The 14,475-nt window shown below is 72.5% G+C and carries 12 protein-coding genes; 11 read left to right on the top strand and 1 reads right to left on the bottom strand.

Annotated features, from left to right (window positions below):
* From ACFWN1_RS24925 to ACFWN1_RS24895, 7 genes are all read left to right on the top strand, one after another.
* Nucleotides 1-862 (top strand): 2-oxo acid dehydrogenase subunit E2 (locus ACFWN1_RS24925; RefSeq protein ID WP_384366014.1); only part of this gene is annotated, 862 nt, incomplete at its 5' end.
* 240 nt (nucleotides 863-1,102) lie between these two features.
* Nucleotides 1,103-1,726, top strand: a complete 624-nt coding sequence (locus ACFWN1_RS24920; RefSeq protein ID WP_384366011.1) for a GntR family transcriptional regulator — start codon at nucleotides 1,103-1,105, stop codon at nucleotides 1,724-1,726.
* Nucleotides 1,727-1,973: 247 nt separating this feature from the next.
* Nucleotides 1,974-4,685 (top strand): pyruvate dehydrogenase (acetyl-transferring), homodimeric type, encoded by a 2,712-nt coding sequence (aceE, locus tag ACFWN1_RS24915; RefSeq protein WP_384366008.1) that lies wholly within the window; start codon nucleotides 1,974-1,976, stop codon nucleotides 4,683-4,685.
* A 159-nt stretch (nucleotides 4,686-4,844) separates the two neighbouring features.
* Nucleotides 4,845-5,363 carry a DUF4240 domain-containing protein gene (locus ACFWN1_RS24910; protein ID WP_384366017.1) on the top strand — a complete coding sequence of 173 codons (519 nt, stop codon included), beginning with the start codon at nucleotides 4,845-4,847 and terminating at the stop codon, nucleotides 5,361-5,363.
* Nucleotides 5,364-5,594: 231 nt separating this feature from the next.
* Entirely contained in the window at nucleotides 5,595-6,788 is a 1,194-nt protein-coding gene (locus ACFWN1_RS24905) for a MarP family serine protease (RefSeq protein WP_384366005.1), read from the top strand.
* Nucleotides 6,789-6,847: 59 nt separating this feature from the next.
* Entirely contained in the window at nucleotides 6,848-7,756 is a 909-nt protein-coding gene (locus ACFWN1_RS24900; RefSeq protein WP_384366002.1) for a TIGR01777 family oxidoreductase, read from the top strand.
* Nucleotides 7,757-7,960: 204 nt separating this feature from the next.
* Nucleotides 7,961-9,325, top strand: coding sequence for an FAD-dependent oxidoreductase (locus tag ACFWN1_RS24895; RefSeq protein ID WP_384365999.1), 1,365 nt, complete (start codon nucleotides 7,961-7,963; stop codon nucleotides 9,323-9,325).
* A gap of 42 nt (nucleotides 9,326-9,367) precedes the next feature.
* Here ACFWN1_RS24895 and ACFWN1_RS24890 read toward each other — a convergent pair whose 3' ends face one another.
* On the bottom strand, nucleotides 9,368-10,819 hold the full coding sequence (locus ACFWN1_RS24890) for a regulator (RefSeq protein WP_384365996.1): 1,452 nt from the start codon (nucleotides 10,817-10,819) through the stop codon (nucleotides 9,368-9,370).
* A 251-nt stretch (nucleotides 10,820-11,070) separates the two neighbouring features.
* Here ACFWN1_RS24890 and lipB point away from each other — a divergent pair, with 251 nt between their 5' ends.
* The 4 genes from lipB to ACFWN1_RS24870 all read left to right on the top strand — a co-directional run bounded on the left by lipB (nucleotide 11,071) and on the right by ACFWN1_RS24870 (nucleotide 14,193).
* The gene (lipB, locus tag ACFWN1_RS24885; protein ID WP_384365993.1) at nucleotides 11,071-11,865 is read left to right on the top strand and encodes a lipoyl(octanoyl) transferase LipB; all 795 of its coding nucleotides are present in this window, start codon (nucleotides 11,071-11,073) and stop codon (nucleotides 11,863-11,865) included.
* A 121-nt stretch (nucleotides 11,866-11,986) separates the two neighbouring features.
* On the top strand, nucleotides 11,987-12,952 hold the full coding sequence (gene lipA, locus ACFWN1_RS24880; protein WP_384365990.1) for a lipoyl synthase: 966 nt from the start codon (nucleotides 11,987-11,989) through the stop codon (nucleotides 12,950-12,952).
* A gap of 275 nt (nucleotides 12,953-13,227) precedes the next feature.
* Nucleotides 13,228-13,425, top strand: a complete 198-nt coding sequence (locus ACFWN1_RS24875; RefSeq protein WP_384365987.1) for a hypothetical protein — start codon at nucleotides 13,228-13,230, stop codon at nucleotides 13,423-13,425.
* 63 nt (nucleotides 13,426-13,488) lie between these two features.
* Nucleotides 13,489-14,193 carry a DUF4191 domain-containing protein gene (locus tag ACFWN1_RS24870; RefSeq protein ID WP_384365984.1) on the top strand — a complete coding sequence of 235 codons (705 nt, stop codon included), beginning with the start codon at nucleotides 13,489-13,491 and terminating at the stop codon, nucleotides 14,191-14,193.
* The last annotated feature ends 282 nt before the right edge of the window (nucleotides 14,194-14,475 follow it).

The following is a 14,475-nucleotide window of genomic DNA, read 5'->3' as shown; positions in this document are numbered from 1 at the left end:
GGGCACCGGGGTCGGTGGCCGCATCCGCAAGCAGGACGTCATCGCCGCCGCCGAGGCCGCGAAGGCCGCCGCCGCCCCGGCTCCGGCCGCGGCCCAGGCTCCGGCCGCCGCGAAGAAGGCCCCGGCGCTGGAGGCTTCCCCGCTGCGTGGCCAGACCGTCAAGATGACCCGCATCCGCAAGGTCATCGGCGACAACATGGTCAAGGCGCTGACCGAGCAGGCCCAGCTCTCCTCGGTCGTCGAGGTCGACGTCACGCGGCTGATGAAGCTGCGTGGCAGGGCCAAGGACGGCTTCGCGGCCCGTGAGGGCGTCAAGCTCTCCCCGATGCCGTTCTTCGTCAAGGCCGCCGCGCAGGCGCTGAAGGCCCACCCGGTCATCAACGCCCGCATCAACGTGGCCGAGGGCACCATCACCTACTTCGACACCGAGAACGTCGGTATCGCGGTGGACTCCGAGAAGGGCCTGATGACCCCGGTCATCAAGCACGCCGGTGACCTCAACCTCGCGGGCATCGCCAAGGCGACGGCGGAGCTGGCCGGCAAGGTCCGCGCCAACAAGATCACCCCGGACGAGCTGTCCGGCGCGACCTTCACCATCTCCAACACCGGTTCGCGCGGCGCCCTGTTCGACACGATCATCGTGCCGCCGAACCAGGTCGCCATCCTCGGCATCGGCGCCACGGTGAAGCGCCCGGCCGTCCTGGAGACGGAGGAGGGCACGGTCATCGCCGTCCGCGACATGACCTACCTGACCCTCTCCTACGACCACCGCCTGGTCGACGGCGCCGACGCGGCCCGCTACCTGACGACGGTCAAGCAGATCCTGGAGGCGGGCGAGTTCGAGGTCGAGCTCGGCCTGTAACTCCCCCGGCCCACGGCGAAGCCCCCTTGTCGAAGGACGAGGGGGCTTCGCCGTTCCGGCGCGGGCGTGACCAGCCACGAAGCCGCCGCGGCCACCCCGATCCGGCACCCCCGCGGCGACACCCCTCGAAAACACCCTGTGCGACTCGTCTCACCTGGGCAAAAGCCCCCTGATGCGCCGCACGGCACGCGCATGACACCCGTAAGGTCATAGAGCCACGCCCCTTGAAGAGGAGCCCCCATGACCGCGCCCGTAATCCACTCGCTGCGCGAACAGATCCGCGAGCACATCGTGGAGGGCATCGTCAGCGGCCGCTGGCAACCGGGCGAGCGCATCGTGGAACGACGGATCGCCACCGAACTGGAGGTCAGCCAGACCCCGGTGCGCGAGGCCCTGCGCGAGCTGGAGTCCCTCCGCCTGATCGAGTCGGCCCCCAACAAGGGCGTACGCGTACGCAACCTGACGGCGGCCGACCTGGAGGAGAGCTACCCCGTACGAGCGGGGCTGGAGGCCATCGCGGCCGAACTCGCGGCCGAGACCCTCGCCCGGAGCTGCGCGGCCCTGGAGCCCCACGTGGCGGCCCTCTACGAGGCCGACCAGGCCGGGGACGGCACCGGCCAGGTCCGCCACACCGTCGCCTTCCACCGCGAGCTGGTCCGCGCCGCGGGCAACTCGGTGCTGCTGCACACCTGGGAGGGCCTCGGCATCGAGGTGTTCACCGCCCTGTCGATCCGCTGGCTCGGCACCGTCCAGCAGTCGTACGCCGAGGAGCACGAGGAGCTGGTGCAGGCGTTCCAGCGGCGCGACCCCCGGATCGCCGAGCTGGTGAAGGCGCACGTCCTGGGCTGCGCGCCCCGCCCCTGAAGCGGCTGAGCGGCACCCCGCTCACCTGGGAAAACAAGGCACCGCGTGCCTGTGCGAAAGACACCGGGTGCCTACTTTCGCACAAAGACCTGGTTTTCCGTCCCAACCCTTTGATCGATCATCGATCAGGGAGTTATTGTCACCGACGGACTTCTACCGAGTTCTCGCCCTGTCCTGCCAAAGACCAAGGGCAACCCCGAACCCTCACCCATGAGGGATTCCCCCTTCGACTGAGGAAGGCGGCGAGATGACCGACCCCAACGCCATCCAGCCGAGCGCGCTCGACCAGCTCCCGGACCGCGACCCCGAGGAGACCGCCGAATGGCGCGCGTCCCTGGACGCCGTCGCCAGGGAAGCGGGCCCGCACCGCGCCGCGTATCTGATGCGGCGCACGCTGGAGCGTGCCGAGGCGGGCGGTGTCGCGCTGCCGAAGCTCCTGGAGACGGACTACGTCAACTCCATCCCCACCGCCGCCGAGCCGGGCGTGCCCGGTGACGAGGCGCTGGAGACCCGGATCACCGCGTGGAACCGCTGGAACGCGGCGGTGATGGTCAGCCGTGGCAGCAAGCACGGCGTCGGCGGCCACATCGCCACCTTCGCCTCGGCCGCGTGGCTGTACGAGACCGGCTTCAACCACTTCTTCAAGGGCAAGGAGTCCCCGGAGGCCGACGGCTCCGGCGACCAGCTCTACATCCAGGGCCACGCCTCCCCCGGCATCTACGCCCGCGCCTTCCTGGACGGCCGGCTGACCGAGGGACACCTCGACAACTTCCGCCAGGAGGCGGGCGGCAGCGGCCTCCCGTCGTACCCGCACCCGCGCCGGCTGCCCTGGCTGTGGGAGTTCCCGACGGTGTCGATGGGCCTCGGCCCGCTCTCCGCGATCTACCAGGCGCGGTTCAACCGCTACCTGACCAACCGCGGCATCAAGGACATCTCCGCGTCCCACGTGTGGGCGTTCCTCGGTGACGGCGAGATGGACGAGCCGGAGTCGACGGCGGCCCTCGCGCTCGCCGCCCGTGAGGAGCTGGACAACCTCACCTTCGTCATCAACTGCAACCTGCAGCGTCTGGACGGCCCGGTCCGCGCCAACTTCAAGATCGTGCAGGAGCTGGAGGCCCAGTTCCGGGGCGCCGGCTGGAACGTGGTCAAGACGCTGTGGGGCACCGCCTGGGACGAGCTGTTCCAGCTGGACACCACGGGCGCGCTGGTCCGCCGGCTGCGTCAGGTGCCGGACGCCCAGGTCCAGACGTACCAGACGCGTGACGCGGCCTACATCCGGCAGGACTTCTTCGGCGCCGACCCGGCGCTGGTGGAGATGGCGAAGCTGCTGAGCGACGACAAGATCCTGGAGTGCTTCCACCTGTCGCGCGGCGGTCACGAGGCCCGCAAGGTCTTCGCCGCGTACAAGGCGGCCGTCGAGCACAAGGGCGCGCCGACCGTGATCCTGGCCCAGACGGTCAAGGGCCACACCCTCGGTCCGGGCTTCGCCTCCAAGAACGCCAACCACCAGATGAAGAAGCTCTCGGTGGACGAGTTCAAGGCGATGCGCGACCTGCTGGAGCTGCCCGTCCCCGACAGCGCGTTCGCCGACGGCCAGGTGCCCTACGGCCACCCCGGCGCCGGCTCCCCCGAGGTCCGCTACCTCCAGGAGCGCCGCGCTGCCCTCGGCGGCCCGGCCCCGGCCCGCCGTATCCACGCGTCGGCCCCGCTGCCCGCCCCGGCGGAGAAGGCGTTCGCCTCCTTCGACAAGGGCTCCGGCTCGCAGAACATCGCCACCACCATGGCGTTCGTCCGCCTGGTCAAGGACCTGGTCCGCGACAAGGAGACCGGCAGGCGCTGGGTGCCGATCGTCCCCGACGAGGCGCGCACCTTCGGCATGGAGTCGCTGTTCCCGTCGCTCGGCATCTACTCGCCCAAGGGCCAGACGTACGAGCCGGTCGACCGCGACCAGCTGATGTACTACAAGGAGGCCAAGAACGGCCAGATCCTCAACGAGGGGATCACCGAGGCCGGTTCGATGGCCGACTTCATCGCCGCGTCCACCGCGTACGCGACGCACGGCGAGGCGATGATCCCGTTCTACATCTTCTACTCGATGTTCGGCTGGCAGCGCACGGCCGACCAGATGTGGCAGCTCGCCGACCAGCTCGGCCGCGGCTTCCTCGTCGGCGCGACGGCCGGCCGCACCACGCTGACCGGTGAGGGCCTCCAGCACGCCGACGGTCACTCCCCGGTGATCGCCGCGACCAACCCGGCCGCGCTGACCTACGACCCGGCGTTCGCCTACGAGATCGCCGCGATCGTCAAGGAGGGTCTGCGCCGGATGTACGGCGAGGCCCAGCCGGGTGAGGACAGGGACGTCTTCTACTACCTGACCGTCTACAACGAGCCGATGCCGCAGCCGGCCAAGCCCGCCGCCCCCGGCATCGACCAGGGCATCGTCAAGGGCCTGTACCGGTTCAACACGGCCGAGTCCGCGGGCGTCACCGTCCCGGCCGGCGCCCCGCGCCTCCAGCTCATCGGTTCGGGCACGGCGATCCACTGGGCGCTCACCGCGCAGCGGATGCTGGCCGAGGAGTGGGGGGTGGCGGCCGACGTGTGGTCCGCGACCTCCTGGTCCGAGCTGCGCCGTGACGCGCTGGAGGCCGACGCTGCGCTGCTGCGCGGCGAGGAGCGGGTGCCGTACCTCCGCCAGGCGCTCCAGGGCGCCGAGGGCCCGGTGCTCGCGGTCTCCGACTACATGCGCCAGGTCCCGGACCAGATCGCGCAGTGGGTCGAGCAGGACTGGTCCTCGCTGGGCGCGGACGGCTTCGGCCTCTCCGACACCCGCGCGGCGGCCCGCCGGCACTTCGGTGTCGACGCCGAGTCGATCGTGGTCGCGGCCCTCGCCCAGCTCGCCCGGCGCGGCGAGGTGCAGGCGACGGCGGTGAAGGAAGCCCGCGAGAAGTACGGTCTGTGACCTCCTGAGGTCCGCTGAAGGGGTACGGCGTCACGCCGTGCCCCTTCTCCCGTTCTCCCGTTCTCCCGTTCTCCCGTTCTCCCGTTCTTCCGTTGTCCCGCTGTTTCCCGTGCCGTTCCGCGTGCGGGGGCACGGCCGAGGCCCGATGCTGGTGCCGTGATGGACGAGACGGAGTTCTGGGAGCTGATCGACGCCGCCCGCGAGGCCGCCGAGGGCGACCCCGAGGAACAGGCCGACCTGCTGGTGGAGCGGCTGGTCCAGTTCGACCCGGACATGGTGCTGGACTTCGCCCGTCACTTCGAGGCCCGCTACAACCGCGCCTACCGCTGGGACCTGTGGGGCGCGGCCTGGCTGCTCCTGGACGGGGCGAGCGACGACGCCTTCGACTACTTCCGCTGCTGGCTGATCGGCCAGGGCCGCGAGGTGTTCGAGGGCGCCCTGCACGACCCGGACTCGCTGGCCGGGCTGCTGGACGAGTTCGACGAGGAGATCGACGGCGACGGCGAGGAACTGGGCTACGCCGCCGACGAGGCGTACGAGCGTCTGACCGGCACCGTCGCCCCCGACCTGGGTATCGCCCCCGCCCCCGGCGAGCCCGCGGGCACCCCCGTCGACTTCGAGAACGACGGCACCCTGGCGGACCGCTATCCGACCCTGTGGGGCCGCTTCCGGCCGTGAGCGGGCATGGACCCGGCACGGGCGTCCCATGACCGTGCGCCCCCTCACCGACTGTCGGGCCGGGCGGGTGCGCGGTGTGTGGTGTGCCACCCGGTGGAACCATCGTCCGGGCCGGAGGCGTTTGCCGTGGGTAGACGCATACGAGGACCGGTCGCCGGGCGCGGCCGGGCGCGTGGCTGATCAGCGGCCGCGCGCCGCCCGTAATGGAGGGTCCTGGAGAAAGGCGGCTCCGTGGACCTGCTCGACGTGCTGCTCGTGCTGGTGATCCTGCTGTACGCGGCTTCCGGGTACCGGCGCGGGCTGGTGGCCGGCTGTGTCTCGCTGGCCGGCTTCGTGGGCGGCGCGGCGGTCGGGGTGTGGGCGCTGCCGTGGGTGACGGGGCTGGTGACCCGGGGCTCGGTGGCGGCGACGGTGGTCGCGGTGCTGACGGTGCTGGTGCCGGGCATGATCGGGCACGAGCTGGCGGGCCGGCTCGCGCTGCGGCTGCGCGGCAGGCTGGACCGGGAGGGCAGCGGCCCCCTGCGGGTGGCGGACGGCATCGGGGGCGCCGCGGCCAACGGGGTCGCCGTCCTGCTGGTGGCGTGGGTCGCGGCGAGCGTGCTGGGCGCGGCGCCCTCGCGGACGGTGACGACGGCGATCCGTGACTCCGCGCTGCTGGGCGTGGTGCAGCATTCGATGCCGGAGACCACCCCGGCCTGGTTCTCCCGGGCCACCTCCGCGCTGACGGAGGCGGGCTTCCCGCAGGTCTTCAACCCCTTCGAGAACGAGTCGACCGCGCGGGTGGCCGAGCCCTCCGGCGACAGCGTGACCGCGGCGGCCACGGAGGCGGCCCGGCGCAGCACGGTGAAGATCGAGGGGTCGGCGGGCGCGGAGGGCCGCGAGGGCAGCGGTTTCGTGTACGCGCCGCGCCGGGTGATGACGAACGCCCACGTGGTGGCCGGTATCGACGCTCCGACGGTGCGGATCGGCGGGGTCGGCCCGGTGTACCGGGCGCGGGTGGTGCTGTTCGACCCGGACAAGGACGTGGCGGTGCTGTACGTGCCGGGGCTGCGGGCGCCGGTGCTGCCGTTCCACGCGTCCGCGCGGCGCGGGGAGTCGGCGGTGGTCGCGGGGTATCCCGAGGACGGCAGCCTGGATCTCCAGGCGGCGACGGTGGCGAACCGGGTGCGGGCGACCGGGCAGAACATCTACAGCGACCGCACGGTCACCCGGGAGATCTACTCCATCCGGTCCACCGTGCGGCCGGGCAACTCGGGCGGCCCGCTGCTGACCACGGAGGGCCGGGTGTGCGGCGTGGTCTTCGCCCGGTCCACCTCCAGCTCCGAGACGGGGTACGTGCTGACGTTTGCGGAGGTCTCGGCCGACGCCCGGCGGGCGGAGTCGGCGACGGTGCCGGTGGACACGGGGCGGCTGATCACCTCGTAGGGGGCCGTTCGGATCACGGCGCCCGCCCTGAATCCGGTCGTGCGGGGCATGCTGAGATCATGGACTCTTCCCGAATCGCGGTGACCGGCGCGTCCGGTCTCATCGGCAGCGCCCTGGTGCGGTCCCTCACCGACGACGGGCACCGGGTGGTGCGGCTGGTCCGGCGCGAGCCGCAGGGCCCGGACGAGGTCCGCTGGGACCCCGAGCGGGGTCATGTGGACGCGGCCGGGCTGGCCGGTGTCGACGCGGTGGTGAACCTGGCGGGGGCCGGGATCGGGGACCGGCGCTGGACGCCCGCGTACAAGCGGGCGATCCGGGACAGCCGGGTGCTGGGCACCGCGGCACTCGCGGAGGCGGCGGCTTCCCTGCCGGAGCCGCCCCGGGTCTTCGTGAACGGCAGCGCGATCGGCTTCTACGGCGAGACCGGCGACCGGATCACGGACGAGGACGCGCCGCCCGGCGAGGGGTTCCTGCCCTCGGTGTGCGAGGAGTGGGAGGAGGCGACGGCGCCGGTACGGGAGGCCGGCGTACGCACGGCGTTCGTGCGCACCGGGCTGGTGGTGGCGTCCGGGGGCGGGGCCTGGGCCAAGATGTTCCCCCTGTTCAGGGCGGGGCTCGGCGGGCGGCTGGGCAACGGCAGGCAGTACTGGTCGTACATCGCGCTGGACGACGAGGTGGCCGCGATCCGGCACCTCCTGGACCGGGACGACCTGTCCGGCCCGTTCAACCTGACCGCGCCGCACCCGCTGACCAACCAGGAGATCACCGAGGCGATGGGGCGGGTGCTGCACCGGCCGACGCCGTTCCCGGTGCCGGCGGCGGTGCTGAAGACGGTGCTGGGCGAGATGGCCGGGGATGTGCTGGGCAGTCAGCGGGTGGTGCCCAGGCGGCTGCTGGAGTCCGGGTTCCGGTTCGCGTTCCCCGGTATCGAGGACACGATCCGCGCGGCGGAGCGGAGCGGGGAGTAGTCCGGCGGCATGGGCGTGATCCCCGTGGGCACTCGATGGGCACCCGGCGGGCATGACCGCATGCGACCGTTGTGCGACCGTGCTCCGCCGGTGCGCAACTGACCCTGACCGACAATGACCCTAATCTCGGCCAGAACTCGCGTATCTGGCGGGCCAGTTGAGGGCATCACCTCTCCACCGCCGCGCAACCACAGGAGGGGCCTCGTGCTTGAGCCCGCGTACCAGGTGGACGTCGTCGTCGTGGGAGCGGGGGTCGCCGGACTCTCGGCGGCCCATCGGCTCACCGGCGCAGGAGTGACGACCGCAGTTCTGGAGGCCGCCCCGGAGGTCGGCGGCCGCATGTCGACCGAGAGCGTCGACGGCTTCCGTCTCGACCGTGCCGGAGCACCACTGATCACCGCCACCCCCGTACTGCGCACCGCGCCGGGGCTGGAGCCGCTCGCGCTGCGGCAGTTCGCGCCCGGGGTGCTGCTGCACCGGGACGGCCGCACGCACCGCGCGGGCGCGCCGGCACCCGTAGGGGGCGCGAGGGGCGCACTCCATGTGGCGCGCGCCCTGGCGAGCGCCCCCAGGGGTCCGGCCACCGCACCGGGCCGGACCGGGACGCCGCTGGGCGGCGCGTGGGACCAGGCCCGGCTGAACGCCGCCCTGGCCCGGATCGCGGCCACCCCGGTGGACCGGCTGCTGGCCCGCCCGGAGCAGGCCGCCGCCGACGCCCTGGCCGCGCGCGGGGTTCCCGCCCGTACGGTCGAGGGCTTCCTGCGTCCGCTGCTCGCCGCGCTGCTGTGCGACCCGGGGCTGGCCACGTCCAGCCGGGCCGCCGACCTCGCCCTGCGGGCGTTCGCCGGGGGACGGTTCGCCGTGCCGGCGGGCGGTGCGGAGGCGCTGCCCGGCCTGCTGGCGCGGGCCCTGCCGCCGGGCACGGTGCGCACCGGGGTACGGGTCACCTCGGTCTCCACCACCTCGGTGACCACCGCCGAGCACGGTGTACTGCGCTGCCGCGCGGTACTGCTGGCCACGGACGCCCGCGCGGCCGCCGAGCTGCTGCCGGGCCTGCGCGTCCCGGACTTCCACCCGGTGACCGTCGTCCACCACACCACCGACGACCCCGCCCCGGCGCTGGCGACGGGCACGTCGCTGGTGCTGGACGCCGACCGGGGCGGCCCGGTCGCGCACACGGCGGTGCTCAGCGAGGTCGACCCCGGCCGGGCCCCGGCCGGCCGCGCGCTGATCTCCTCGACCGTGCTCGGCACCCCGCCCGGGGACGTGGACTCCGCCGTCCGCACCCAGCTGGCCCGGCTCTACGGCACGCCCACGCACCGCTGGGAGACCCTGGCCGTGCACCACACCCCGGACGCGGTCCCGGCGATGCGCCCCGCGTACGACCCGCATCGCCCGGTACGCCTCATGGCCGGCCTCTATGTGTGCGGCGACCACCGCGACACCGGCACCCTCCAGGGCGCCCTGCACTCGGCCACCCGGGCCGCCGCGGCCGTCCTCACCGACCTGGGAGCCGCCACCCCGATGCACCTCGCGGACCCGCCGGCGTCGATGCCACGGGCGGCATAGGCCCCCAGAGGGGCGCCCATGGCAGTGGGCGCCCCCCTGCCGCTACCCCAGCGCCGCCACCCGCTCCCGGTACCCCCGCGCCGGGGGCGCGTCCCGGTACGGCTCCAGGCGGCGTTCGAAGTCCCGGATGTACTCCACGGCCCGGACCGAGCGCATCTCGGCGGCCTGGGCGGCGGCCTCGGCGGCCAGGGCGCACGCCTGGTCGAGGTCACCGAGGCCGAGGCGGGCGGTGGCCAGCACCACACGGGAGAACAGCCGGCTGCGGGCGTGGGCGGCCGAACGCAGCCGCAGCGAGCGCTCCGCGTGCTGGGCGGCCGCCCGGAACTGGTGCAGGTCCCGGTGGCAGTGGCCGAGTTCGTCGGCGAGCTGCGCCTCGTCGAAGAAGCGCGCCCAGTGCGGCACGTCGTCGCCGGGCCGGGCCGTCTCCAGGGCGCGTTCGGCGCGTACCAGCGCGGCGGTGCACGCCCGCGTCTCCCCGAGGAGGGCGTGCGCCCGCGCCTCCGCCGCGTGCAGCAGCGCCTGCACGACGGGCGGCGCGCCGGTGCAGATCCCCTGCTGGGCGACCCGCGCGAGCTGGACGGCCTCCCGCCCGTGGCCGAGGTAGACGGCCTGGCGGCTCATGGTGACCAGCACATAGGAGCCGTAGGCCCGGTCCCCGGCCGCCTGGGCGAGCCGCAGGGCCTGCACGAAGTACCGCTGGGCGAGGCCGTGCGCGGCGATGTCGTACGAGGTCCAGCCGGCGAGGCGGGTGAGGTCGGCGGCCGCGCCGAACAGCCTGCGGCCGGTCTGCTCGGAGTAGCTGCCGCGCAGCATCGGCTCGCACTCGTGCTCCAGATAGCGCACGAGCGCCTGCCGGGCGTGCCCGCCGCCGTACTGGTCGTCCAGCGCCCGGAACAGCTCCCCCACCGAGCGCAGCGCGGCGAGGTCCCCGCCGGTCACCCGGTGCCCGGAGGGCCGCTCGGCGCCGGTGGCCGGGGCTGGCGCGCGCACGGGTGCGGCCTCGGGGGGCCGGGCCTGCGCGGGCACCCGTACGGCCGGCTCCCGCGCCACCCGGTCGTCGGCCTTGCCGATCAGCCAGTCCCGGCTGGGCACGACCAGCCCGGCGGGCGTGAAGGCGATCCTGCGCAGCTCGGCGTGGCTGCCGGAGTCCTTGCGCCACAGCCCGCTGACGATGTCCACGGCCTCCTCGGGCGTGCCGGCGAACTCCAGCCCGGCGTACACCGGGGCGCACGCGTCCAGACCGAGATCCTGGGCGGTGAGTCGGCGGCCGAGGCGGCGGGTGAACACCTCGGCGATCAGCGCGGGAGTGGTACCGCGCGGCTGCTGGCCGCGCAGCCAGCGGGTGACGGAGGTCTTGTCGTATCTGAGGTCCAGCCCGTGTTCCAGGCCGAGCTGATCGACGCGACGGGCCAGACCCGCGTTGGAGAACCCCGCCTCTGCGATGAGCGCGGCGAGCTGGCGGTTGGGGGTGCGCTGCGCGGGTCGGTCCGTCATGTGCGGTGCGGTCTCCTGCCTGACAGGCCACTGAGGTGCCGGGACGGGCTGTGAACAGCCCTTTTGGCCTCACGAACGGCGCGAATGTAGCGGGGAGTGAGCAACCCCTCGCCGCGTTCCCCGTGCATTCATCCGATCGTGTGAGGATTACCCGCGCGGCTGACGTCATCCGTCCGGACGTACAGTGGCGTGGGCGCTGTACGCGCCTGACAGACCCGACGAGGGGTGCCCGGCTTAGGGAGGCGCTTGCCGTGAGTGACTTGCGGTTCGTCCACATGGGGTTCGGCGCGGACGCCGTCGACTACCAGGAGGCGTGGGACGAGCAGCGCCGGGTGCACGCGGCCCGGTTCGCCGACGAGATCTCCGACACCGTGCTGCTGCTGGAGCACCCCCCGGTGTACACGGCCGGCCGACGCACCGAGCCGAGCGAGCGCCCGCTGGACGGCACCCCGGTGATCGACGTGGACCGGGGTGGCAAGATCACCTGGCACGGTCCGGGCCAGCTGGTCGGCTACCCCGTCCAGAAGCTCCCCCGCCCGGTGGACGTCATCGCCCATGTGCGCCGCCTGGAGGAGGCCCTGATCCGCGCCTGCGCGGAGTACGGGGTCGAGACCACCCGGATCGAGGGCCGCAGCGGTGTCTGGGTGCTGGGCGACCCGGTCGAGCGGCGCCTCGGCGGTCTCTCCCTCGACTTCGATCCCCGGATCGCCGACGAGGAGTTCGACCCGCGGATGAACGGCCCGGAGTACGCCCCCTCCAACGCCGGCCAGCGCCGCGAGGACCGCAAGATCGCCGCGATCGGCATCCGGGTGGCCAAGGGCGTCACCATGCACGGCTTCGCCCTCAACGTGAACCCGGACAACCGCTGGTTCGACCGCATCATCCCGTGCGGCATCCGGGACGCGGGGGTGGCCTCGCTCGCCGCCGAGCTGGGCCGGGACATCACGATCGAGGAGGTCGTCCCGGTGGTCGAACGCCACTTGCGCGAGGTCATGGCCGACGCCGTCCTCGCGCCCCGGGTGATCGAGAAGCCCGCCGCGGTCTGATCCGGGAATGCGGCCTGCGTCCAAGAGGTTTTCTCCCTCGCAAGGCCCGATGAACACGGGCGTACCCTGGTGTACGCCGAAGAATCGAAGACTCAACTTCGCAACAAGCAGGGAGCCGGTCGTGTCCGCAGTCGCACCCGACGGACGCAAGATGCTGCGCCTGGAGGTCCGTAACAGCCAGACCCCCATCGAGCGCAAGCCCGAGTGGATCAAGACGCGGGCGAAAATGGGCCCCGAGTACACCAAGATGCAGAACCTGGTGAAGAGCGAGGGCCTGCACACGGTGTGCCAGGAGGCCGGCTGCCCCAACATCTACGAGTGCTGGGAGGACCGCGAGGCGACCTTCCTCATCGGTGGCGACCAGTGCACCCGGCGCTGTGACTTCTGCCAGATCGACACCGGCAAGCCCGAGGCCCTGGACCGGGACGAGCCGCGCCGCGTGGGCGAGTCCGTGGTCACCATGGACCTCAACTACGCCACGATCACCGGCGTCGCCCGCGACGACCTGGAGGACGGCGGCGCCTGGCTGTACGCCGAGACCGTGCGCCAGATCCACGCCCAGACGGCGGGCCGCGAGACCGGCCGCACCAAGGTCGAGCTGCTGGCCCCCGACTTCAACGCGGTGCCCGAGCAGCTCGCCGCGGTCTTCGAGTCCCGCCCCGAGGTCTTCGCGCACAACGTCGAGACGGTCCCGCGCATCTTCAAGCGCATCCGCCCCGGCTTCCGCTACGAGCGCTCGCTGAAGGTCATCAGCGAGGCCCGCGACTTCGGCCTGGTCACCAAGTCCAACCTGATCCTCGGCATGGGCGAGACCCGCGAGGAGGTCGTGGAGGCGCTCCAGCAGCTGCACGACGCCGGCTGCGAGCTGGTCACCATCACCCAGTACCTGCGCCCCTCCGTGCGCCACCACCCGGTCGAGCGCTGGGTCAAGCCGCAGGAGTTCGTGGAGCTGAAGGAGGAGGCCGAGCGGATCGGCTTCTCCGGTGTGATGTCGGGCCCGCTGGTCCGTTCCTCCTACCGCGCCGGGCGTCTCTACCAGATGGCCGTCGAGAAGCGTGGTGCGTACGTCGCCGCCCAGGCGGTCTGAGCAGGCCCGGTGTGCGCAAGCCGGGTGTGAGAAAGCCAGGTGTGAGCAAGTCGTGTGAAATCACGCACAAGTTCCTACTGGCCGGTACCGGCCGAGTCGACGCGGTCCCGTCCGTCCTCGCTGATGAGGACCCATGGCGGGGCCGCGTCGGCGTCCGCGGCCCCCGCGTCGAGGCTTCACCACCGTTTGACCGGTCGGTCACGCACTGGTAACACCAATCAGTGACCCTGGTATCACGCCCCGTACACCACCCGCACCGAGGGGGGACCTCGATCATGCAGGCCGCACCCGTCCGCGCCACCGCCATCCCGTCCTTCACCGTCGCGCTGCGCGCGGTCGAGACGCTGCTGCTGCAGGGCGGCCAGCGCACCGCCCGCCGCAACGCCTGGAACTCCGTCCTGGAGGACCGCCGCCGCGCCAGGGACCGGGTCGAGGCGCAGCAGTTCCTCGACCGCGTCGCCACCCGCCCCTGAGCGCCCGCTTCTCGCCGGGCACCGCCGTCGAGAGTGCTCCGGTGGCCACGTAGACTCGTGAGCATGGCGAGGAAGGAAACCGCGGCGGACGCCGCGAGCGCAGGGCGACTGAAGCAGATCGCTCTCACGTACAAGATGACCCGCAAGGCCGACAGGACGATCGGTCTTGTACTCGCGGCCGTCGGACTCGGTATTTTCGCCGTCCTCCTCGTGATCGGCTTCCTGATCGGGCACCCCGTCTACGGCGGCATCCTGGGTCTGCTGCTCGGTCTGCTGGCGACGGCGATCGTGTTCGGCCGCCGGGCCGAGCGGGCCGCCTTCGGGCAGATGGAGGGCCAGCCGGGTGCGGCCGCCGCGGTACTGGACAACGTCGGCCGCGGCTGGAGCACCACCCCCGCGGTGGCGATGAACCGCAGCCAGGACGTGGTGCACCGCGCCGTCGGCAAGGCAGGCATCGTGCTGGTGGCCGAGGGCAACCCGAACCGGGTGAAGAGCCTGCTGGCGGCCGAGAAGAAGAAGATGAACCGCATCGTCGCGGACGTGCCTGTGCACGACGTGATCGTCGGTGACGGCGAGGGCCAGGTGCCGCTGAAGAAGCTGCGCACCACCATGCTGAAGTACCCCCGGGTGCTGACCGGCCCCCAGGTCACCGTCACCAACGACCGGCTGCGGGCGCTGGGCGACCTGATGAGCAACATGCCGCTCCCCAAGGGCCCGATGCCGAAGGGCATGCGGATGCCGAAGGGCGGCGGTGGCAGGTCCCGCTGATCCCGACGACATGCGGAAGGGGCGCCCGGAGACTCTCCGCGCGCCCCTTCCTCGTCTTCGCCCTAGGGGCAATGCCGGTGACTAAGATGGTTGCTGGTCGGGTGGTGATCGTCGTTGGCGCGGGTGGTGGCCGGTTGTGGTGTTCGGCTCGTTTGAGGGGCCAGTTGGACATCTTGCGTTTGATCACGCGGGGGCAGGTCCGGTGCCGACGGGCGGGCAGGAGCCGTTCGGCGATCTCAGCCAGTGTCCGGGTCAGTGCCCGGCTGAGTCTGCCGGGGGGAA

The organism is Streptomyces sp. NPDC058459 (assembly GCF_042721685.1).
Lineage (GTDB): Bacteria > Actinomycetota > Actinomycetes > Streptomycetales > Streptomycetaceae > Streptomyces.
Note: the sequence above shows the minus strand (reverse complement) of the source record. Positions and strands in the feature narration are given on the sequence as shown.